This is a genomic window from Ruegeria sp. HKCCE3926, from assembly GCF_017872515.1.
Taxonomy (GTDB): Bacteria; Pseudomonadota; Alphaproteobacteria; order Rhodobacterales; family Rhodobacteraceae; genus Ruegeria.
In genome coordinates this window covers 636,400-656,259 of the sequence record NZ_JAEDOU010000001.1, presented here as the reverse complement: position 1 = coordinate 656,259, position 19,860 = coordinate 636,400, and the positions used below count along the sequence as shown (strand labels likewise).

At 60.0% G+C, this 19,860-nt stretch carries 25 protein-coding genes; 10 read left to right on the top strand and 15 right to left on the bottom strand.

Going from position 1 to position 19,860, the window contains the following annotated elements:
- Positions 1–116: 116 nt before the first annotated feature.
- Entirely contained in the window at positions 117–926 is an 810-nt protein-coding gene (locus I9184_RS03350) for a M90 family metallopeptidase (RefSeq protein WP_209832792.1), read from the top strand.
- Positions 927–1,038: 112 nt separating this feature from the next.
- Positions 1,039–1,728: an aquaporin Z gene (gene aqpZ / locus I9184_RS03345; protein ID WP_209832790.1), complete on the top strand. Its 690-nt coding sequence runs from the start codon at positions 1,039–1,041 to the stop codon at positions 1,726–1,728.
- A 62-nt stretch (positions 1,729–1,790) separates the two neighbouring features.
- On the opposite strand, the gene I9184_RS03340 is transcribed toward aqpZ, so the two are convergent.
- Both I9184_RS03340 and I9184_RS03335 read right to left on the bottom strand, forming a co-directional pair.
- The gene (locus tag I9184_RS03340; protein WP_209832788.1) at positions 1,791–2,348 is read right to left on the bottom strand and encodes a peptidylprolyl isomerase; all 558 of its coding nucleotides are present in this window, start codon (positions 2,346–2,348) and stop codon (positions 1,791–1,793) included.
- Positions 2,341–2,847, bottom strand: coding sequence for a peptidylprolyl isomerase (locus tag I9184_RS03335; protein ID WP_152458298.1), 507 nt, complete (start codon positions 2,845–2,847; stop codon positions 2,341–2,343). Before I9184_RS03335 ends, I9184_RS03340 begins: the two co-directional genes overlap by 8 nt.
- A 133-nt stretch (positions 2,848–2,980) precedes the next feature.
- Between I9184_RS03335 and I9184_RS03330 the strand changes: the two genes are divergently transcribed.
- The 7 genes from I9184_RS03330 to I9184_RS03300 all read left to right on the top strand — a co-directional run bounded on the left by I9184_RS03330 (position 2,981) and on the right by I9184_RS03300 (position 9,295).
- A complete protein-coding gene (locus I9184_RS03330; protein ID WP_209832786.1) occupies positions 2,981–4,171 on the top strand; it encodes a phosphoglycerate kinase in 1,191 nt (396 codons plus the stop codon).
- Between the two features lie 71 nt (positions 4,172–4,242).
- Positions 4,243–4,587, top strand: coding sequence for a lysozyme inhibitor LprI family protein (locus tag I9184_RS03325; RefSeq protein ID WP_209832784.1), 345 nt, complete (start codon positions 4,243–4,245; stop codon positions 4,585–4,587).
- A 140-nt stretch (positions 4,588–4,727) separates the two neighbouring features.
- The gene (locus I9184_RS03320; protein WP_171115419.1) at positions 4,728–5,027 is read left to right on the top strand and encodes a septum formation initiator family protein; all 300 of its coding nucleotides are present in this window, start codon (positions 4,728–4,730) and stop codon (positions 5,025–5,027) included.
- Between the two features lie 170 nt (positions 5,028–5,197).
- On the top strand, positions 5,198–6,187 hold the full coding sequence (gene pdhA / locus I9184_RS03315; RefSeq protein WP_171115415.1) for a pyruvate dehydrogenase (acetyl-transferring) E1 component subunit alpha: 990 nt from the start codon (positions 5,198–5,200) through the stop codon (positions 6,185–6,187).
- 15 nt (positions 6,188–6,202) lie between these two features.
- Positions 6,203–7,576 carry a pyruvate dehydrogenase complex E1 component subunit beta gene (locus I9184_RS03310; protein ID WP_171631707.1) on the top strand — a complete coding sequence of 458 codons (1,374 nt, stop codon included), beginning with the start codon at positions 6,203–6,205 and terminating at the stop codon, positions 7,574–7,576.
- A gap of 14 nt (positions 7,577–7,590) precedes the next feature.
- Positions 7,591–8,898, top strand: a complete 1,308-nt coding sequence (locus tag I9184_RS03305; protein WP_209832782.1) for a pyruvate dehydrogenase complex dihydrolipoamide acetyltransferase — start codon at positions 7,591–7,593, stop codon at positions 8,896–8,898.
- 154 nt (positions 8,899–9,052) lie between these two features.
- On the top strand, positions 9,053–9,295 hold the full coding sequence (locus I9184_RS03300) for a hypothetical protein (RefSeq protein WP_171723067.1): 243 nt from the start codon (positions 9,053–9,055) through the stop codon (positions 9,293–9,295).
- Positions 9,296–9,299: 4 nt separating this feature from the next.
- On the opposite strand, the gene cysE is transcribed toward I9184_RS03300, so the two are convergent.
- Positions 9,300–10,109 carry a serine O-acetyltransferase gene (gene cysE, locus I9184_RS03295; RefSeq protein ID WP_209832779.1) on the bottom strand — a complete coding sequence of 270 codons (810 nt, stop codon included), beginning with the start codon at positions 10,107–10,109 and terminating at the stop codon, positions 9,300–9,302.
- Positions 10,110–10,192: 83 nt separating this feature from the next.
- Here cysE and I9184_RS03290 point away from each other — a divergent pair, with 83 nt between their 5' ends.
- Complete coding sequence (locus tag I9184_RS03290; RefSeq protein ID WP_209832778.1) at positions 10,193–10,531, top strand: TraR/DksA C4-type zinc finger protein; 339 nt, start codon at positions 10,193–10,195, stop codon at positions 10,529–10,531.
- Here I9184_RS03290 and I9184_RS03285 read toward each other — a convergent pair.
- From I9184_RS03285 to I9184_RS03225, 12 genes are read right to left on the bottom strand one after another with little or no spacing between them, the layout of a single operon-like run.
- Positions 10,512–10,808: a hypothetical protein gene (locus I9184_RS03285; RefSeq protein WP_209832776.1), complete on the bottom strand. Its 297-nt coding sequence runs from the start codon at positions 10,806–10,808 to the stop codon at positions 10,512–10,514. The two genes, I9184_RS03290 and I9184_RS03285, sit on opposite strands and share 20 nt — an antisense overlap.
- The gene (locus I9184_RS20855) at positions 10,808–14,923 is read right to left on the bottom strand and encodes a glycoside hydrolase/phage tail family protein (protein ID WP_245217964.1); all 4,116 of its coding nucleotides are present in this window, start codon (positions 14,921–14,923) and stop codon (positions 10,808–10,810) included. Before I9184_RS20855 ends, I9184_RS03285 begins: the two co-directional genes overlap by 1 nt.
- Complete coding sequence (locus tag I9184_RS03270) at positions 14,923–15,369, bottom strand: NlpC/P60 family protein (protein WP_171631691.1); 447 nt, start codon at positions 15,367–15,369, stop codon at positions 14,923–14,925. Before I9184_RS03270 ends, I9184_RS20855 begins: the two co-directional genes overlap by 1 nt.
- Complete coding sequence (locus I9184_RS03265; RefSeq protein WP_209832774.1) at positions 15,366–16,253, bottom strand: DUF2163 domain-containing protein; 888 nt, start codon at positions 16,251–16,253, stop codon at positions 15,366–15,368. The genes I9184_RS03270 and I9184_RS03265 overlap by 4 nt, the downstream gene beginning before the upstream one ends.
- Positions 16,253–16,885, bottom strand: a complete 633-nt coding sequence (locus tag I9184_RS03260) for a DUF2460 domain-containing protein (RefSeq protein WP_209832772.1) — start codon at positions 16,883–16,885, stop codon at positions 16,253–16,255. Before I9184_RS03260 ends, I9184_RS03265 begins: the two co-directional genes overlap by 1 nt.
- Before the next feature lie 15 nt (positions 16,886–16,900).
- Positions 16,901–17,563, bottom strand: a complete 663-nt coding sequence (locus I9184_RS03255) for a phage tail tape measure protein (protein ID WP_171723063.1) — start codon at positions 17,561–17,563, stop codon at positions 16,901–16,903.
- Positions 17,550–17,759 carry a rcc01693 family protein gene (locus tag I9184_RS03250; RefSeq protein ID WP_209832770.1) on the bottom strand — a complete coding sequence of 70 codons (210 nt, stop codon included), beginning with the start codon at positions 17,757–17,759 and terminating at the stop codon, positions 17,550–17,552. Before I9184_RS03250 ends, I9184_RS03255 begins: the two co-directional genes overlap by 14 nt.
- The gene (locus I9184_RS03245; protein ID WP_209832768.1) at positions 17,756–18,076 is read right to left on the bottom strand and encodes a gene transfer agent family protein; all 321 of its coding nucleotides are present in this window, start codon (positions 18,074–18,076) and stop codon (positions 17,756–17,758) included. The genes I9184_RS03250 and I9184_RS03245 overlap by 4 nt, the downstream gene beginning before the upstream one ends.
- A 4-nt stretch (positions 18,077–18,080) precedes the next feature.
- Positions 18,081–18,494, bottom strand: coding sequence for a phage major tail protein, TP901-1 family (locus I9184_RS03240; protein ID WP_170343937.1), 414 nt, complete (start codon positions 18,492–18,494; stop codon positions 18,081–18,083).
- A 20-nt stretch (positions 18,495–18,514) separates the two neighbouring features.
- Positions 18,515–18,928: a DUF3168 domain-containing protein gene (locus I9184_RS03235; protein ID WP_209832767.1), complete on the bottom strand. Its 414-nt coding sequence runs from the start codon at positions 18,926–18,928 to the stop codon at positions 18,515–18,517.
- Positions 18,925–19,263 carry a phage head closure protein gene (locus tag I9184_RS03230; protein ID WP_209832765.1) on the bottom strand — a complete coding sequence of 113 codons (339 nt, stop codon included), beginning with the start codon at positions 19,261–19,263 and terminating at the stop codon, positions 18,925–18,927. Before I9184_RS03230 ends, I9184_RS03235 begins: the two co-directional genes overlap by 4 nt.
- Positions 19,260–19,859, bottom strand: coding sequence for a hypothetical protein (locus tag I9184_RS03225; protein WP_209832763.1), 600 nt, complete (start codon positions 19,857–19,859; stop codon positions 19,260–19,262). Before I9184_RS03225 ends, I9184_RS03230 begins: the two co-directional genes overlap by 4 nt.
- Position 19,860 lies beyond the last annotated feature (1 nt).

The window sequence follows — 19,860 nt, the reverse complement described above, 5'->3', positions numbered from 1 at the left end:
CCCATCAGGTCAGATCGGAAACGCCGCGGGGAGACCCGCGGCGTTTCTTTTTTGCACCGCAGCCTGTATCCGGGAAACCTGTTTTGATCCCGCCGGGATCACGTTAGGGTCGGGCCATGTTGATTTTTCTGACACTTGTTGCGGTGGTCGCCACAGGTCTGGCCTTTTACTTCTGGTCCAAACGACAGGCGCGCCACGCCCTGTTGGCCGCGCCGTTGACTGACAAGCAACGGCAGCTTGTCGACGCTCAGGTCCCGATCTTGCGGAAACTGCCGCAAGGCCTGCGCGCAAAGCTGGAGGGCAAGATCAACCTGTTCCTGGATCAGGTTGAATTCATCGGGTGTGACGGTCTGGACGTTTCCGAAGACATGCAACTGTCCATCGCCGCGCAAGCCTGTCTGCTGGTTGTGAATACCGATCTCTGGTATGACAATCTGACCACCATCCTGATCTATCCCAGCGCATTCAAATCCAGACAGAGCCGGCACAGCGGCTATGTCGTCACCGAGAGGGAAATCGTGCGCACAGGGGAAAGCTGGAACCGCGGCCCGGTGATCCTGTCCTGGGCGCATAGCCAGCGCGGGGCCATGAACGATCATGACGGCCAAAACGTTGTGTTTCACGAATTTGCACACCAGATCGACGATCTGACAGGGTCGGCCAACGGAGTGCCCGTACTTAGCGACGACCAAAGCTTTTCAGAATGGGAATCCGCATTCCTGACAGCCTATGACGCGCATGTACGCGCCGTTGAATCCGGGCAGCCAACCGTAATCGACCCTTATGGCGCGGAAGGGCACGAGGAGTTTTTCGCCGTTTCGGTTGAAGTGTTCTTTGAGCGGCCAAAGGCCCTGCGCAGGTCGGACCCGGAGGTTTACAAGCAACTGTCCAAGCTGTTTCACCTGGATCCTTCTCAATGGCACTAAGGCTTTGCGACCCCTGGTGCGCGGGTGCCGGGAAAATTCCCCGTTCGGCTCAATTTAACAAAAGTTAATTTATGAATTACACTTAAGCTCATTGCATTGTGGAGGAAATTTCATGTCATCAAAACTACTGGCCGAGTTCTTCGGCACCTTCTGGCTGGTTCTCGGAGGTTGCGGCAGTGCCGTATTGGCAGCGGGCGTTGCAGATGTCGGCATTGGGTGGCTTGGCGTTTCCTTCGCCTTCGGCCTGACGGTTCTGACAATGGCTTACACGGTTGGCCATATCTCGGGCGGGCACTTCAATCCGGCGGTCAGCCTTGGTCTGATGATCGGCGGGCGGTTTCCGGCAAAGGATCTGCTGCCCTACTGGATCGCTCAGGTCATCGGCGCCATAGCCGCCGCAGTGGTTCTGTATCTGATCGTCAGCGGTGCGCCCGACTTCGCCGGCGTCGGGGGATTTGCGTCCAACGGATATGGTGAGGCCTCACCCGGCGGATACTCTCTGATGTCCGCTCTGGTGATCGAGATCGTGATGACCGCTTTCTTCATCCTTATCATCCTGGGTGCAACCTCGGACAAGGCGCCGACCGGTTTCGCCCCCATCGCAATTGGTCTGGCCTTGACCCTGATCCACCTGGTGTCAATTCCGGTCACCAACACTTCGGTCAACCCGGCCCGGTCCACAGGCGTCGCCCTGTTTGCCGACGGCCCTGCCCTGTCACAGCTGTGGCTGTTCTGGGTGGCCCCGCTGATCGGCGGAGCAATCGGTGCGGTCATCTGGAAAGCGATGTCAAAAGACGATTGAGTTTCGTTCAATCGACCGTAAGAAACAGCCCGGCGCTTTTTGGAACGCCGGGCTGTTTCGGTTCATTCGGTGACGGTGACTTTTTTCATCATGTCGGGCTGTCCCGTAACCGCTCCGGTCTGGGAATGCCCCCGTTTGATCGCATCCACCACGTCCATACCATCGGTCACCTGACCGACCACGGTATATTGGCCATCCAGAAACGGGCCGGGTTCGAACATGATAAAGAACTGCGAATTGGCTGAATCCGGGTTCTGCGATCGGGCCATGCCGACCACGCCACGATCAAAGGTCAGATCAGAAAACTCAGCCGGCAGATCCGGGCGGTCTGACCCGCCACGCCCGGCATACCGCATGTCAAAGCCGTTCGCGGTGGAATTGCCGTATTGAACATCGCCGGTCTGGGCCATGAAACCTTCGATCACGCGGTGGAACACCACACCATCGTACTTGCCGTCCGCAGCCAATGCCGTGATCTGTTCCACGTGCTTCGGCGCGACATCTTCGAACAGGTCGATGGAGATCGTGCCATTGGCCCCTTCCCCTTCGACCTCGATCTGCAAACCGCTGGCCAGCGCCGGGCTTGCCAGCAGGGCAAAGGCGGCGGCAAGCTTATACATCTGCGGCCACCTTGACGCTGATCATGCGGTCGGGGTTCGCAGGCGGCTCGCCACGTACGATCGCGTCCACATGCTCCATGCCTTCGATGACGCGGCCATAAACGGTGTACTGACCGTTCAGGAAGTGGTTGTCCTTGAAGTTGATGAAGAATTGAGAGTTGGCCGAATCCGGGTTCTGCGACCGGGCCGCGCCCAGCGTACCGCGATCATGGGGCAGCTTGGAAAACTCTGCCGGCACGTTCGGCAGCGACGAACCGCCGGTCCCCGCCATACGCAGGTTGAACCCATCTTCCATGTCGCCGTGCTGCACGTCACCGGTTTGGGCCATGAAGCCGTCGATCACTCGGTGAAAGGCCACGTTGTCGTATTCTCCGCTGCGGGCCAGTTCTTTCATCCGCGCGCTGTGCAAAGGCGCTACATCCGGCAGCAGCTCGATGACGACATTGCCGTCTTTCAGCTCGATGATGATCGTGTTTTCGGGATCCTTGATCTCGGCCATGAGGCCCTCCTGTCGTTTATCTTGCGCAAATACCTATGACGCACGCGTACGAATGCCAAGTGACGCATTGACCTGAGGGCAAATTGCAGGAAAAGAACCGCCTAAATCATTTGCCAATGACAAGGATCGCACAATGGGCTGGAAAACACTGGACGATATGGACCTGAACGGCAAACGCGTGCTGGTGCGTGTGGATATCAACGTGCCCGTGGTTGACGGTGTTGTGACCGACGCCACCCGCATTCAAAGGATCGTCCCCTCGGTGCGCGATATTCTGGCCGCTGGTGGAAAACCGATCCTTCTGGCTCATTTTGGCCGTCCCGGTGGCGAACGGCGTGAAAGCCTGTCGCTGAAACAACTGGTCCCGACATTGGAAAGCGCTTTTGGCGCAAAGGTGCTGTTTGCTGCCGATTGCGTCGGGGCCGAGGCGGAACTGGCCGCCGGTGCCTTGCAGCCCGGCCAGGTGCTGTTGCTCGAGAACACGCGTTTTCACGCGGCGGAAACCAAGAACGATGCCGATCTGGCCGCAGGTATGGCCAGGCTGGGTGACGTGTACTGCAACGACGCGTTTTCAGCGGCGCATCGGGCCCACAGCTCGACCGAGGCCATCGCGCGCCTGCTGCCTGCCTGTGCGGGCCGTTTGATGCAGGCCGAGTTGCAGGCACTGGAAAGCGCGTTGGGCGCGCCCAAACGCCCGGTAACAGCGGTTGTGGGCGGGGCCAAGGTCTCGACCAAGCTGGAACTGCTGGGCAATCTGATCGACAAGGTCGATTATCTGGTGATCGGTGGCGGCATGGCCAATACGTTCCTCGTCGCGCAAGGTGTCAGTGTCGGAAAATCGCTGGCCGAAACTGCGATGAAAGACACCGCTGCCGAAATTCTGGCCAAGGCCGAAAGCACCGGCTGCCAGATCGTTCTGCCACGTGACGTCGTGGTTGCCAAAAAGTTTGAAGCCAATGCCCCTCATCAGGTTTTGCCCGCGGATCAATGCCCCGAGGATGGCATGATCCTGGATGCTGGCCCCGAAAGCGTGGCCGCGATCATCGAGATATTCGACAAAAGCAAAACCCTGATCTGGAACGGTCCGCTGGGCGCATTCGAACTGGAACCGTTCGACGCCGCCACCAATGCCGCCGCCTTGAAGGCGGCCGCGCTCAGCCGTTCGGGTCAGCTGATCTCGGTCGCCGGAGGTGGAGACACGGTTGCTGCCCTGAACGCCTCGGGTGCCGCCAAGGACTTCACCTATATCTCAACCGCGGGTGGCGCGTTTCTGGAATGGATGGAAGGCAAAACGCTGCCCGGTGTCGCAGCGCTGGATCAGTAAGCACTGCTTGCCGCCTTTGATCGCCTGACATGGTCCATGGTATTATCCCCTTTTGAACGGGGGATATTACCGTGAAGCCAATTTATTTTCTTGTCCTAATGATGCTGCCCTGCTCTGCCGCCGCTCAATCCAGTTGCGGCGGCCAAACCCAGCTTGACGCCAATTTCTGCGCCAAGGAACAATGGGAGGCCGCAGATCGCGAACTCAACCGGCTGTGGGCACAGATCAAACCCGCAGCCGATGCGCGCGGCGACGGCGATGCTCTTCTGGCCGAACAACGCGTCTGGCTGAAGGTCCGAGACGCAACCTGCGACAAGGAATTATCAGGCGGCGGCAGCGCTGCGCCGATGTTCTACTGGACCTGCATGAAAGAACAGACCGTCGCGCGAAATCAGGCGCTGGAATCCTGGCGCTGACGAGGATCAGGACGCGCTTAAATTACTGATGAAAAAATCGAAACAGGGGATTCACAACCCGAATCACCTGTGACATAGTGTGTTCAGATGCTCGCAAAGGGCACGTTTTTGAGGCTAGTTTTCATACGGCGGTAAACAGAGTGTCCCGTTCCCATCGGCCCGGCTTGGGCTCAATCATCTTTTTCTCGGTGGCTTTCATGCTTGGTGTGTATTTCACCTTTGCCGCCGTACAAGGTGACTATGGCCTGTTTCGGCGGGTCGAAATTGCTGCGGAACGGGACGCCCTGTCACAGGACCTGGAAAAGCTGAACGCCCAAATCGCCGAATTGGAGAACCTGACCCGGCGCCTGTCCGACACCTATCTGGATCTTGACCTGCTCGATCAGCAAGCGCGTTCGGTTCTTGGTATGATCCGAGCGGATGAAATCGTGATCCGCTGATCCTGTTTGGGCTGCCGGATACTGTCGGACCATGGTCACACCGCTTTACCCGTCGGCTGCGCCGCGCCCGTTCGGACGCTGCGTCACATTTCCCCTCGCCAGAAAGCCCCAAATGCTTTATGAGATAGTTTAACGCTAAACTATCTTGCCGAAAGGGGGAGATCGCCACTATGGCTGCGCGAAAAACCACAAAGAAACCAAATGTTTCTGCGGAAGAACTCAAGACATACTACCGCGAGATGCTTCTGATCCGTCGATTCGAAGAAAAGGCGGGTCAGCTTTATGGCATGGGTCTGATCGGCGGGTTCTGCCACCTGTACATCGGTCAAGAGGCGGTTGTTGTCGGGCTCGAAGCGGCCGCACAGGACGGCGACAAGCGGATCACCTCGTATCGTGACCACGGCCATATGCTGGCCTGTGGCATGGACCCGGGCGGCGTGATGGCCGAACTGACCGGGCGCGAAGGCGGCCTGTCCAAGGGCAAGGGCGGTTCGATGCACATGTTCTCGAAAGAAAAGCATTTCTATGGGGGCCATGGCATCGTCGGCGCGCAGGTGCCTTTGGGTGCAGGTCTGGCCTTTGCCGACAAGTACAAGGAAAATGGCGGCGTGACCTTTACCTATTTCGGCGATGGTGCCGCAAACCAGGGCCAGGTCTATGAGACGTTCAACATGGCCGCTCTGTGGGATCTTCCCGTGGTTTTCGTGATCGAGAACAACCAATACGCCATGGGCACAGCCCAGGCGCGTTCGACCTCGTCACCCGATATTTATGTACGCGGCGAAGCCTTCGGCATCCCCGGCGAGATCGTCAACGGAATGGATGTGCTGGCCGTCAAAGCCGCTGGTGAAAAGGCCGTTGCCCACTGCCGCGCCGGCAAGGGCCCATACATTCTTGAGGTAAAGACCTACCGATATCGCGGCCACTCGATGTCCGACCCGGCCAAGTACCGCACCCGCGAAGAGGTTCAGAAAGTCCGCGAACAAAGCGACCCGATCGAACATGTGCGCGAGCTGCTGCTGACCGGCAAACACGCGACCGAGGATGACCTGAAGGCGATCGACAAGGAAATCAAAGAGATCGTGAACCAAGCCGCCGAATTCTCGAAAGAAAGCCCCGAGCCCGCCGTTGAAGAGCTCTGGACCGACATTTACGCCTGAGAGGACGAATAAGACATGGCAACCGAAATTCTCATGCCCGCCCTTTCGCCCACGATGGAAGAGGGCACGCTGGCCAAATGGCTGGTCAAGGAAGGCGACACCGTATCCAGCGGTGACATCCTGGCCGAAATCGAGACCGACAAGGCGACAATGGAATTTGAAGCTGTCGACGAGGGCATCGTCGGCAAGATCCTGATCGCCGAAGGCAGTGAAGGGGTCAAAGTGAACACCCCGATTGCGGTTCTGGTCGAGGAAGGCGAAGACGCCTCGGCCGTGACCGCGGCTGCACCGGCAGCCGCAGCGGTGACCGAAGCCGCCCCGGCAGCGGTCGAGGCCCCCGCTCCTGCCGCTGCGGCCCCCGCTGCGCCGGTGGTCGACCTGTCGCCCGACTGGCCGGCAGATGCCGAGATGAAATCCGAAACCGTTCGCGAAGCTCTGCGTGACGCGATGGCCGAAGAAATGCGCAACGACGAAGACGTCTATCTGATGGGCGAGGAAGTCGCGGAATATCAGGGCGCATACAAGATTTCCCAGGGTCTGCTGGACGAATTCGGCCCCAAGCGCGTGATCGACACACCGATCACCGAGCACGGCTTTGCCGGCATCGCCGTGGGTTCGGCCTTTGGCGGTCTGAAGCCGATCGTCGAGTTCATGACGTTCAACTTCGCGATGCAGGCGATCGACCAGATCATCAACTCGGCCGCCAAGACGCTGTACATGTCCGGCGGTCAGATGGGTTGTCCGATCGTGTTCCGCGGCCCCAACGGCGCCGCCGCGCGCGTGGCTGCCCAGCACAGCCAGGACTATGCCGCCTGGTACATGCAGATCCCCGGCCTGAAGGTCGTCATGCCCTATTCGGCAGCCGACGCCAAAGGTCTGCTGAAATCGGCCATCCGCGACCCCAACCCGGTGATCTTCCTGGAAAACGAAATCCTCTATGGTCGCACTTTCGACATGCCGCAGGTCGATGACCTGACCGTGCCGCTGGGCAAGGCGCGCATCTGGCGCGAAGGCTCGGACGTGACCATCGTCAGCTTCGGCATCGGCATGCAATACGCACTGGAAGCCGCAGACAAGCTGGCCGAAGACGGCATCAGCGCCGAGGTCATCGATCTGCGCACCATCCGTCCGATGGATACCGGTGCGATCATAAACTCGGTGATGAAGACCAACCGTCTGGTGACTGTGGAAGAAGGCTGGCCGCAAGGTTCGGTGGGCAGCTATATCAGCTCGGTCGTGATGCAGGAGGCGTTTGATTACCTCGACGCGCCGGTCATCAATTGCACTGGCAAGGACGTGCCGATGCCCTATGCCGCCAATCTCGAAAAGCTGGCCCTGATCACCACCGATGAGGTGATCGCCGCCGTCAAACAAGTGACCTACCGGTAAGGAGCGACAGACAGATGCCTACAGAAATTCTGATGCCCGCCCTGTCCCCGACGATGGAGGAAGGTACGCTTGCAAAATGGCTGGTTAAGGAAGGCGATACCGTCTCCTCCGGTGATCTGCTGGCCGAGATCGAAACCGACAAGGCCACGATGGAGTTCGAGGCCGTTGACGAAGGCACCATCGGCAAGATTCTGATCCCCGAAGGCACCGAAGGGGTCAAGGTCAACACCGCTATCGCGATTTTGCTGGAAGATGGCGAAAGCGCAGATGATATCGCGGCGACACCTGCCAAGGCCCCCGAGGCGGCACCAGCCGCCGCGGGCAACGAGGCTGCCGCGCCAGCGGCACCCGAGGCACCCGCCCCTGCCCCGGCCGCTCCGGCCAAGGCTGATGGTGGTCGGATTTTTGCCTCGCCTCTGGCCCGCCGGATTGCTGCACAAAAAGGTCTCGACCTGACGCAGATTGCCGGTTCCGGCCCGCACGGTCGCATTGTCAAGGTCGATGTCGAAGGCGCAACTGCCACGGCTCCGGCAGCAGCTCCTGCCACAGCTCCCGCCGCCACGCCCGCAGCTGCCCCTGCAGCTCCGTCTGGTCCATCGGCGGATATGGTCGCGCGGATGTACGAAGGCCGCCCGTACGAGGAAATCAAGCTCGACGGTATGCGCAAAACCATTGCCGCACGCCTAGGCGAGGCCAAACAGACCATCCCGCATTTCTACCTGCGCCGCGACATCAAACTGGACGCGCTGCTGAAGTTCCGCAGCCAGTTGAACAAGCAGTTGGAAGGCCGTGGCGTGAAGCTGAGCGTCAACGACTTCATCATCAAGGCCGTCGCCAACGCGCTTCAGCAGGTTCCAGCCTGCAACGCCGTCTGGGCGGGCGACCGCGTGTTGCAACTCAAGCCGTCGGACGTGGCCGTAGCGGTCGCGATCGAGGGCGGGTTGTTCACCCCGGTTCTTCAGGACGCCGACATGAAATCTCTGTCGGCACTTTCGACCGAGATGAAGGATCTTGCCGCCCGTGCCCGCGAGCGCAAGCTGGCACCGCACGAGTATCAGGGTGGCACGTTTGCCATCTCGAACCTCGGCATGTTCGGCATCGACAATTTCGACGCCATCGTGAACCCGCCTCATGCCGGCATTCTGGCGGTGGGTACCGGCGTGAAAAAGCCCGTTGTCGGGGATGATGGAGAACTGACGGTGGCGACCGTAATGTCCGTTACCATGTCCGTCGATCACCGCGTCATCGACGGCGCGCTGGGGGCAGAACTGCTCAAGGCTATTGTCGACAACCTGGAAAACCCGATGGTCATGCTGGCTTGACGACCCGAATAATGCCCGTGCCCCGGACAGCCGGAGCGCGGGCAGCCTCAAGTGTTTTCACTGAGTTGAACTTGCGTGATCGGGGCATCGATTGCCCGATGCATCAAGACGCCCCACTTCCTTCCATTGGAAGCAGACGGAAGGCAGGTGCGCGATGCTCTCAAAAAATCTCATTCTCAGCCTGACTGTTTCGGCGTTTCCGGCAGCCATGTCACCTGACTTTGCCTTGGCAAAGCCCAACGGCTATCCGGGTGAGCATTCAAAGTTCAAGCCAAACGATCCGGCCGCGATTGCCCGGCAGAAAGCCGCACAGGACACACGGCAAGAGCTTCGCAAACAAAAACGGGAAGAACGGCGGCGCAAGCGGTTGGACAAACGCGCCAACCGCTCTCGCTGAGCTGCTACTGATCCTTGCCCAGCATATGATCCATCGAGATCGAAGGCTGGTCGCACCCGGCTTCCCCCACGATCTTGGCGGGGATACCGGCGACGGTCTTGCAGGGCGGCACCTCTTGCAACACCACCGAACCGGCAGCGATGCGGCTGCAATGCCCAATGGTGATGTTGCCCAGCACCTTGGCCCCGGCCCCGATCAGAACACCGTCTCCGATTTTTGGATGACGGTCTTCTTCTTCCTTGCCCGTTCCGCCCAGTGTCACCGAGTGCAGCATCGACACGTTGTCGCCCACCACTGCCGTCTCGCCAATCACGATGGAATGGGCATGGTCGATCATGATGCCCTTTCCGATTTTGGCTGCCGGGTGAATGTCGATCCCGAAAATCTCGGACGAACGCATCTGGAAGAAATAGGCCAAATCATAGCGCCCCTTGCGCCACAACCAATGGGCCACGCGATATGCCTGCATGGCCTGATACCCTTTGAAATACAGGATCGGCTGCAACAGCCGATGGCAGGCCGGGTCACGTTCGTAAACGGCCATAAGGTCCGCCCGAGCAGCTTCGAGCAAACCCGGATCGTCGGCATATGCCTCATCCACGATTTCACGCAGAACCATCATCGACATTTCGTTCGAACACAGCTTGGCCGCCACCCGATATGAAAGCGCGCGTTCAAGGCTGCGGTGATGCAGGATACAGGCGTGCACGAGCCCCCCCATGAGGGGCTCTTTCTCGACGGCCGCTTGGGCTTCGGATGTGATACGGGTCCAGACCGGATCAACCGGTGTCACATGGCTGCGCTTTTCGAACATGGCTTTGATCCTTTGCTGCGCCTAGAATGCCATTTAGTGGCAAAAAGACCAAACGCAAACCCATGATCGGTCATGTAACGAAAATGAATGAGTCAGAGCGCACCCATTTCGAAACACGAATTCGCGAGCGATTGGTGGAATTGCAGCAGATGTCAGCGTCGGGGCAGCAGGCTCAGGCCGTTGTCGAACTGGATCAACAGGCCGTTGGACGGCTGAGCCGCATGGATGCGCTGCAAAATCAGGCCATGGCCAAGGCACAGCAGGCCAATCGCGATGTGGAAACACGCCGGCTTCTGGCAGCGTTGGACCGGCTTGACGACGGCGAGTTCGGATATTGCGAAGACTGCGGCGAGCGCATTCCGGATGGGCGTCTGAATCTGGATCTGGCCGCCAGCAAATGCGTCAGCTGCGCGTCCGGCTAGCCTGAAATCTGGCAAGCTGGTGCAGAACCATCTCAAAACACTGGCAATATTGCAGATCGTCAAACCCGGGTTCATCGGCCAGGGCCCTGTTTCGCGCAACGGCCATGAGAGAACCATTGCCGTAAACCGGGTGGAGCTTGCCCGTGCGCTCCAAATGCCTGTCGGCCAATTCCGCCTCGTGGATCATCCGCACACACAAATCCCCCCTGTCCGGCTGCGGCACGGCCAGCAAGGCGCGCGCCGCAGCACTGACATCCCCATGCAGAACCGGCCGCATCAGGCAGCGTGCCCAACCGCAAGACGCGACCAGGCACCCGGTCCGAATACAGCAGATACCTGGGCCACTTCGACCTCATAGCCCCCGGACAGACCATCCGCCGCTTTCATGGCCGTCGAATAGGTCCACCTTGGTTCGGATGTCAGTTCTTCGCGCAGAACGGTTCCACTCGCAATGACACGGACCAGGTAGGATTCGCTTTCTTCGCCCAAGGGAATCTCCAGCCCCGACCAGTCATCCGCATCCGTTCGGGCACGTCGGATCCACGTAAGCTCATCCCCGGCGGTACCAGACCGAACCCGCATGTGCACAGGCGCATAGGGGCGCAATCCGTTGCCTGCAAACGAGGCAATCAGGTGTTGATAGGACGGATCATCATAGCCGCGGGTCGCAGGCCCAATGCGATAGTGTTTGGCAAGACGCCTTTCGTTTCGCAGCAGGCTGATCTGTTGCACCCTGTCATTCAGCAGCACGAATACTGATCCATCCGGCCAGACATCAGGCATCAAAGCGTCTGTTCCCAGTTGACCCCTGAGCCGCCCGGACAACGCGTATACATCCGGGGCCTCGAGCGCCGCGTCAGCGAACTGAAAAACCTCCCAGTTACCCGGTGTTCCGTCACCGATTGCAGCCAGATTGACGCCATTCATCACCGAGCTGCGCGGACGGGATTCCAACTGACCCGTAAGCAGTTTGACCTTCAAGGCAGGGCCCTCATCCCAGACACCGACACTGGCGCGCCTCAGCGGTGTTTCGGTCACGCCGACCACTGCCCACTGAGCAATGACGTCGCTCAGGCGATAGCCATCATCACTGGACGAGGAATAGACCGTTGCCGCCCCGGGCCATGGATCCCCGGTAACGGCCAGATAGGGCGCATGAGGGGCCTCGGCGCCCGTGATCAAGGGCAGATCCAGAAAAACCGGCAGCACGGGGACCGGCGCCGCATATGGTTTGACCGTTGCCGGGTCGTCATTCAATTCGGACGCCTTGTACACGCCCTGTTCGATCCGGACCGCTTCAACCAGTTGCAGGTCAGCGGATTCCAACCGGTCGATCCGGTACACCGGCCCGGTTTCAGCGTCTGTCAAACGAACCAGATCCCCTGCCCCCAGGTGCATTTGAGACGGCGGAAGCGCAAACCGAACCGTATCGCGGGAAACTCTGGCTTCGCTCAACCAGCGTTCGGCCGTTTGCCGCCCTTCGGTGCGGGTCATGGACAGAGGCATCTCATTCACCGATACGGAATGGGTGCGATCATCGGGCAAAACCGCCTCCTCCGCGACGACGTCATGATCCGCGTCCGACTGAACAAAGCGCAGACGAACGCGCCCGGTCATTTCGGCCTCGGCCTCGCGCCGGTGTTCGACCGTGCCCTCAAGATCGCTGCTGATCGCCAGATGGTCGGGGTTCAAGGCAACTGCGCCGTACCCGTCGCGCATCTGGAACTTCAACACTCCATCCCTTTCGATCGCATCAAACCCATAGCGCAGCATCAGCGGCTGCAAGGCGGAACGGGCGTTCGTCACGTCTTCGATGACATACCCGCGAACCACACCGTACAGACCAGAGACGTCTATATCCGTGACACCTGCACCGTGGCAGATTTCGGTCACCACGGAGGCCAACGTACGAGACCCGGACCGACCGTTCAGCCAGTGCCCTCTGGGATAGTTCTCGCCATCGTCCCACTGGCTTTTCAGGTTCGGAAAGGTCGGAAACGGACGGGTATCCCATGCCCAGACATACACGTTTGCCATGTCCAGCATCGGCGCGCCGTAGATGTCCGAGATCGGATTGACCTTCGGATCGCTCCAATAGCCAAGCATCGCCGTCAGATACTGAACCTGAATGAAGTCGTCGCGCAGCCCGTTTGAATACGCGGGCAACAGCGATTCCGATGACTTCGGGTCCAGGAATTTGTTCGGCTGGTTCGTGCCCTTGTCGATTGCCGCACACCCCAACTCGGTGAACCAGATCGGTTTCGATGCGGGCACCCAATCGGTCGGATTGGATTGACGCACACCTCCGATCCGTTCGTGATGCGGATTCGACCACCAGTTGCGCAGGTCCTTGTATCTCCAGATCCACGGCTCGTCATGCCCCTGATCTTCGATCGGAGTCCTGATCTGCGCTTCCGCCTCTTCCGGAGAGGCGTAGTACCAGTCATACCCTTCACCGCCTTCGATATTGCTGCGAAGGTACCCCAGGTCGTAAATCGAAGGCGCGCCGGCCTCGGCGTCCAGATGGTGTTCACCGTCACGCCAATCGGACAACGGCATGTAGTTGTCGATGCCGATGAAATCGATGTTGTCGTCCGCCCAAAGAGGGTCGAGGTGAAAATACCTGTCGCTGGTGCCCTTTGGCTGGTATCCGAAATACTCGCTCCAATCCGCTGCATAGCCGATTTTCGTGTCCGGCCCCAGAATCTGACGCACCTCGGCCGCCAAGGCGCGAAGCTGCGCAACGGCCGGAAAGCCCGAAGCCCCCCTGATCTGGGTCAGGCCACGCATCTCCGACGAGATGCAGAATGACGAAACGCCGCCGGCAGCCTTGCACAGCATGGCATAGTGCAGAATGAAACGCCGCAGGCTCCATTCCTGAGGGCCGGAATATTTGATGATTTCTTTGGCCGTGACGCCGCTGTCCCCCAGCAGCCCGCCAAAGGTACCGCCCCCGGAGACCCAAGTTAAACCGGTATCCCCTCTGTCGTCAGGTCGACCACCCGGTCTGGGCCTGACCAGACCACCCGAGCCACCGCCGGTGCCGCCCGATCCGTTCGTATCCTGGTTGATCGCAAAATCCTGCGCACGTGCTGTTCCGAAGAACGCGGCGACCTGTGCATCGGCCGATGCCGTCTGGTCCGCGGAACCGGGACGCCCCGGCGCCACATCCAGGGTGATCCGCCCACGCCATGGCAGGTGAGGCTGACTTGACGCATCCGACCAGGGATCAGGCAGCCCGTTCCCCGGCAATTGCTCCATCAGGATAAAGGGGTAGAACATTACCCGCTTGCCGGATTGGTTCAGATGGCGGATCGCCTCGACCACGGCCACATCGGCCGGTGTCCCCCCATAGACCGGGCGGCCGTTCTGTCGCACCACAAGCCCGGCGTCGCTTCGGGCCTGATCAGATACGATCCAGGGCATGTCGCTGCTGTCGATCTCACGCTGTTCGATCTTTGGCCGGATCTTGCAGTGTCCGCATCTCAGGTCATCGCCGAACCACGACACCACCAAAGATGCGGCATCGCAATTGGGCAACTCGCTTTCCAGCGCTCGGGTCGAGGAGACAAGATCCGAGGTGCCGGACGCGGAATGTGCGTTGGCAGGCCAGCTCTTGCCAGATTGTGAATAATTCACCTGAGAGCTGGCCAGAGCGTATTCCCCGGTCCCCGGTATCATGGCAACCCCGCGCACGATCTGAGGCAATGCACTGTCGTGATCGGGCATGTCCCGCTGCGTGGGGCGCACAACTTCAAATGAAAACTGCGGCACCCGATTGCCAAAAGCGCCGAGCGGGAAGTCCTCGATCACGACATAGGCGGTTCCGCGATAAGCCGGAACCGTTCCGGCGCCTTCAATCGCCTCGATCAGCGGGTCCGGCAACTGATCCCACGTGCCATGGTAAACCCGCATATTGAGGCTGGATCGATCTTGTTCTTCTCCATCCGCCCAAATGCGCGCGACATCGGCGATCTCACCGGCGCCAACCGCAATCGCCAGTGAAATCGAGTAACTGTACGTGACGGTAGTCACCTCAGGGGTCTTGGGTTTCCCCTTGCCCCCGCCGCCGCCACCTTCTGTGGTCGTTGCCTGGGTCTCCAGAAAGTCCGAAGCCCAAATGACCTGACCGCCCACACGCATACGGCCAAACACGGTGGTCACCGGGGCACCTTCGCCGGTTTCCGTCAACCGAAACCGATCCATGCGACCGGTTTCGACGACTTCACTGCCACTGCCCATAACGGACTGGTTAAAGAACTTCTGATCAAGGATCCGCCCGACCGTCGCACCAACAGCCCGACCGATAATTGCGGTTGAAAGGCCCGCAACCGTGCCCCCGATCGAACCGCCCAGCGCGGCCCCGGCTGCAGAAAGAAGAATAGTGGCCATCAATGCATCTCCATCGGGAATTCGAAACAGGAAACGATACGGCGGCACCAAGGCCTGCTCAGTGCGTTTTCCACCACGCCGTGGCCGGAATACGCGTGAATAAAGCGGGGTTCGGGGTGCGTGGTACTGACGATGCCCAGATGCTTGGCGACGCTTGCGTCGCGCATCCGAAACAGCAGAACATCCCCCGATGCCATCTTGCCTATTGGTTTTTCGACCAGATGCCGCCTGGCAGCCACCCACATCCGTTCCTCGCCCTGCGGTTCGGACCAGTCCATGCTGTAGGCCGGAACAGATTCAGGTTCCCGCCCGATCACGGCGCGCCAAACGCCGCGCAACAGGCCCAGACAATCCGCACCGGCACCTTTGACCGAGGCCTGATGCACATAAGGCGTTCCAAGCCAATTGCGCGCCTCTGTCACAATAACCTCTCTACGTATCGTCACCGTAAGCTGCCTCCGCTATTGGTTTTGCTTTTCTTGGGAACAGCCATGACCCAGTCTTCGCCTGGAAGATCTGGAAACCCTTGAAAATTTAAAAAGTTGTTGAACTTGAACTGGCAGGTTTTCATGCGCTTGTCGCATCCGGCCCGCAGTTTCACGCTGTCGCCAATCGCCAGGCTGGCCCCGAAACCGGACCAAAGGGTGATTTCCCGCCCGGTTGCCGCCTGCCTGTCGTTCTTGATCGAAGACCACAACCCCTTGGCAGAACCGGACAAAACGTCCACGCGCCCCCGTTCGAACCAGCCTTCTTCAATGGTCTGACCTCCTGCAACATGCAAAAGGGTGCCGCCATCGAAACCCGAGATCACACCGTTGAACCAATACCCCGGCGTGTCGGTGTTGAACCGGCAGGCCCGATCCCCCAACACAGCCGTGCACGGCTTTTGGTAAACACGCCCCAAAGGGCGGTTCAGCAAGTCGGTCAGGCCACGCAATTCCGCATGGAACGCGCCGCCAGAGCGGCGCAACTCACCGATTGAACCACGGAACTGAAGGATGCGCTGATCCAGATCTGCCCAATTGACCAGCCAGGCGCGCACTTCGGCCCCGTCAAAACGCCCCGCTTCGATATCCTCGTCGCGAATGGCCGCGTCAGACAGTGCGCCCATCGCTTCTGTGTTGTCGATGGACAGGCCCGTGGCCTGCACGATGGCGGCGGCCGTCAGGCCGGTACTTGCCTTGAAGGTCAACCCGTCAAAACTCAGCTCCCTGTCGTGGTCGGTGAAACCGTATTCCTGACCGTCCGTGCGCTTGATCGCCCAACAGCGGCAGACCGTTGTCAACCCGCTTTGCAGATGCGCGTGCAGGCCCTTGATATCTTCAGCCATCAGATGCGCACCTCGATCACGGGAACGTTCGGTACGTCGCCGGCCTGAAAACTGGCAACACTGGTCTGGATTTTGTCAGTGTCAAAACGCACCGGCACGTCGAATTCAAAACCCGCGGTGATATCGACCTCTTCCAGCGGCGGGTCCGCAAACGTGACCTTGCCCGTCGTCAGATCAACGTCAAAATCCACGCCCTCACGGACCTCATCCTGATCCAGCCCCAGACGCACCGTCCCCAGTACCGGTTTTACGATGGGGCGCGCATAGCTTACTCCGCCCGATTGGTATGTCTTGATCAACTGGAATTCGGTGCGTGTTCCGTCGCCTTTGGCGATCACCTGATCTCCGAAACTGGTGTCCGCCGTGGCCTTGCCGGATTTGAAATCCGACCAGTCTTTCCAGCGAAAGCCGAACATCTGGCCCTGTCGTGCTTCGAAGAACGAAATCAATGTCTCGATATCGTCCAGCGACCGCATCCCTAACCCCGCATCATATCGGCGGCGCGAATGGGCCCAGGGCGTGTTGCGCTCTTCAAATCCATTGGCCAGCGTCACGATGTCCGTGCGCCGTTCCGGCCCCCCGACCGAGCCAAAGCTCAGGCTGGCGGGAAATCTTACCTCGTGGAAATTCATCAGCTGCTCCCTGATTTACCTGTTGCGATTGCCGCGCCCCAGCGCGCGACTCATCTGGGCCGCAATCTGCCCCTGAGAGCGGCGGAACCCCTGCACGTCAGGTGTCGAAATGTTCATCACCACATTCACGGCACGCCCGGCGCCTTGCGTCCGCACGCCCAGCTTGCCATCGGCCCCGCGCGCAAGCGGCATGATCGCCTCTGGCCCGGCTTCTCCCATCAGCCCGGTGCCGCCGCGCATGGGAAACATGGTCGGGCCGCTGACCACACCACCATTGGCGAAGGGCATCACCCGGCCCTGGCTGAAGCTTCCGCCATCGGCAAAGGGCAGAATTCCCTTCACCAACCCGCCGACCGTGTTGGCCAGCATGCCGCCAAAGTGGTCCGTCACCGGCTTGATCGCAGCCGCATAAGCCGTTTGGATCAAAGAGTTCTTCAGGATATCCAACGCACCGGAAAGGCTCATCCCATCCAGAACGACACCATCGAAGGCCTTGCGCAATCCGCTGGACATGCCGCGCTCCAGCGTCGCGACATCCTTGCCGGTCTCTTCAAATGCGGCGCTGATGCGCTTCATCTGGCTGTCAAACGCCGCCGCCATAGTCGCAGCATCGCCGAGGGAATCGCCCAACGCTTCGCCTCGTTCTTGCAGGTCATCAAACCCGTCACGATCTGTCATCACGCTCTCCTTGTGTCTTGTCCGGATAGGCCGCCTGCAAAGCGTCCAACCCCGCCCGGTTCATTGCGGGCGCTCCGGAACCCTGCCCAAGCATCAGCCGCAGCTCTGCCGGGGTCAGACGCCAGAATTGATCCGGCGTCAGTCGCAGCCCCAGAAATCCGGCCCGCATCAGGACAGGCCAGTCGAACCCGCTCATGCGCCCTCCGGCACCATGAAGGCGCGCGCCAACAATTCGGCTGCGGTTCTGGCGGCAGCCATGGGGCCGCCTTCGATCTCGGCATGCATAAGGTCGATCCGGGCAATGTGGCAGCCACCGCCCCGCAAACCGGCAACGATCAGCGCCAGAACATCCGCACTGGAATACGCACCGCCCTCAAACCGTTGCACCAGTTCAACCAGCGACCCAGCATTCAGCTCCTGCTCCAACTCCGCCAAAGCACCAAGCGTCAGTTTGAGCACCCGCTGCTCGCCATCGATGGTCAGCGCCACCTCGCCTGTCCACGGATTGGCCATCGGATCAAAGCGCCGTGAAGGTCAGAGCACCGGCACTGGCCATGCTCATCTCATAGGTCGCCTCACCGTTGTGCGAGCCCGCGTACTCGATGCTGGTCACCTGGAACGGGCCTTCTACAATCCCGAAATCAGGGATGATGACCTGAAAGGCTGGAGTTTCGCCATCAAAGAACAACTGCCGCGCGCGTTCATCCGTGCCAGCATCCTTGAACACGCCCGAGCCAGAGATCGAAGCCGATTTGACCCCCGCCCCGGACAAAAGCTCGCGCCATCCACCCTGGCTTTCCAGACTGGTGACATCCACACTTTCAGCATTGAAACTTATGCGCGTGGCCCGCAGCCCCGCGATGGTCTGGAACAGGCCGGTACCGTTCATATCCATTTTGACCAACAGGTCTTTTCCGTTCTGGGCAGCCATGTGCTCTCTCCGTTGATTGCTTAGTCATCTTCCACGCGGGCGCGGAACTTCAGGTCGATCTGGCGGATGGTGCTGCCGGTCCCGGTGCGCCGGGCCGAGGCCCGCTCGAACCACAGCCCCACCAAACGCCCGCGACCCAGGTTGAGTGGCGCGTTTTCCAGCGCGTCACACACCGCGCCGGCCAGTGTTTTGGCAGCACCGAACCCTGCCTCCTGGGACACCACCGAAACGGTGAAGCGGTGTATCGCGCCCGCGCCTGTTCGGTCCGACGCGTCCCGCACCTCTTCGGGGCCCAGCGTCACATAGGTCTGCGGCACGGTTCCTGCGGGTACGGCATCATAGATCGCGCCCCCCGATTGGCTGCTGACTGCTGCGTCCGCTGAAAGCTGTTGATACACGGCCGCCTGCAAAGCAGCGGAAACGCCATAGCTCATGCCGCCACCTCTTCATCTGCGAAACAGGTCAGGAACTTGCCGCGCGGGTCATGCTCGGCCACTGCCCGGATTACGAAACAGCGATTTCCCTCGCGAAACCGCTGATCTGGCGCGGGGCGCATCGAAGATCCCATGGGCGCTCCGCGTACCACGATGCGGTACCCGACACGCGACACAGACGCTCCGGCGATCTGCCGTTCGGACCCACTGCGCGCCGTCACCTCGGCCCACAGTGTCCCTATCGCAGCCCATGTTTCGGTATAGCCTCCCGCCCCATCAGCACTTCGCATGGGCGCCTCCAGCACCAACTTACGGTTCGGATGCGGCGTATTCATTGCGATACCCCCGCCCCGAAACGCACCATGCGATAGCGCTGGATCAGGCTGGTGACACCAAAGGGCATACATCCAGCGCCCAATGAGGTTTCATCCCGGTATTCATGGTAATGCGCCGCCAGCAGCAGCACGGCTTGCCCAAGATCGGCAGGCAACCCGACCCAATCCTGCGCCATCCCCGCGACAAACGAAATCTTTATGGAACCACCCGTTTCGATGGCAGGCAGGCTGAATCCCAATGGGCGGATCCGGGGCCGCTGACTATCATGCTCCAGCCGATAGGTCGCGGCGTCCTCAACTGTTTCAGCTCCTTGTTTGTCAGTCAGCGTCACGGCCTGCACTGAAACCACCGGGGCCACAGGCAGCACTTCGCCCGACGGGTCGCGCCACCTGTTCAAACTCCACGAGAAATCCCGTGTGATCAGAACCGTGCCAGTACGCGCCTCGATCGCCGCGATGGCGGCCCGCAGGAACCCCTTCAACACTTCATTCTGCACATCATCCTCGGCAAAGCCCGTGCCCAACCTCAGATGCGCCTTGAATTGTTGCACCGGCAGCGCCGCATCCGCGATGGCGGTCTCTTCGATCAACATCATC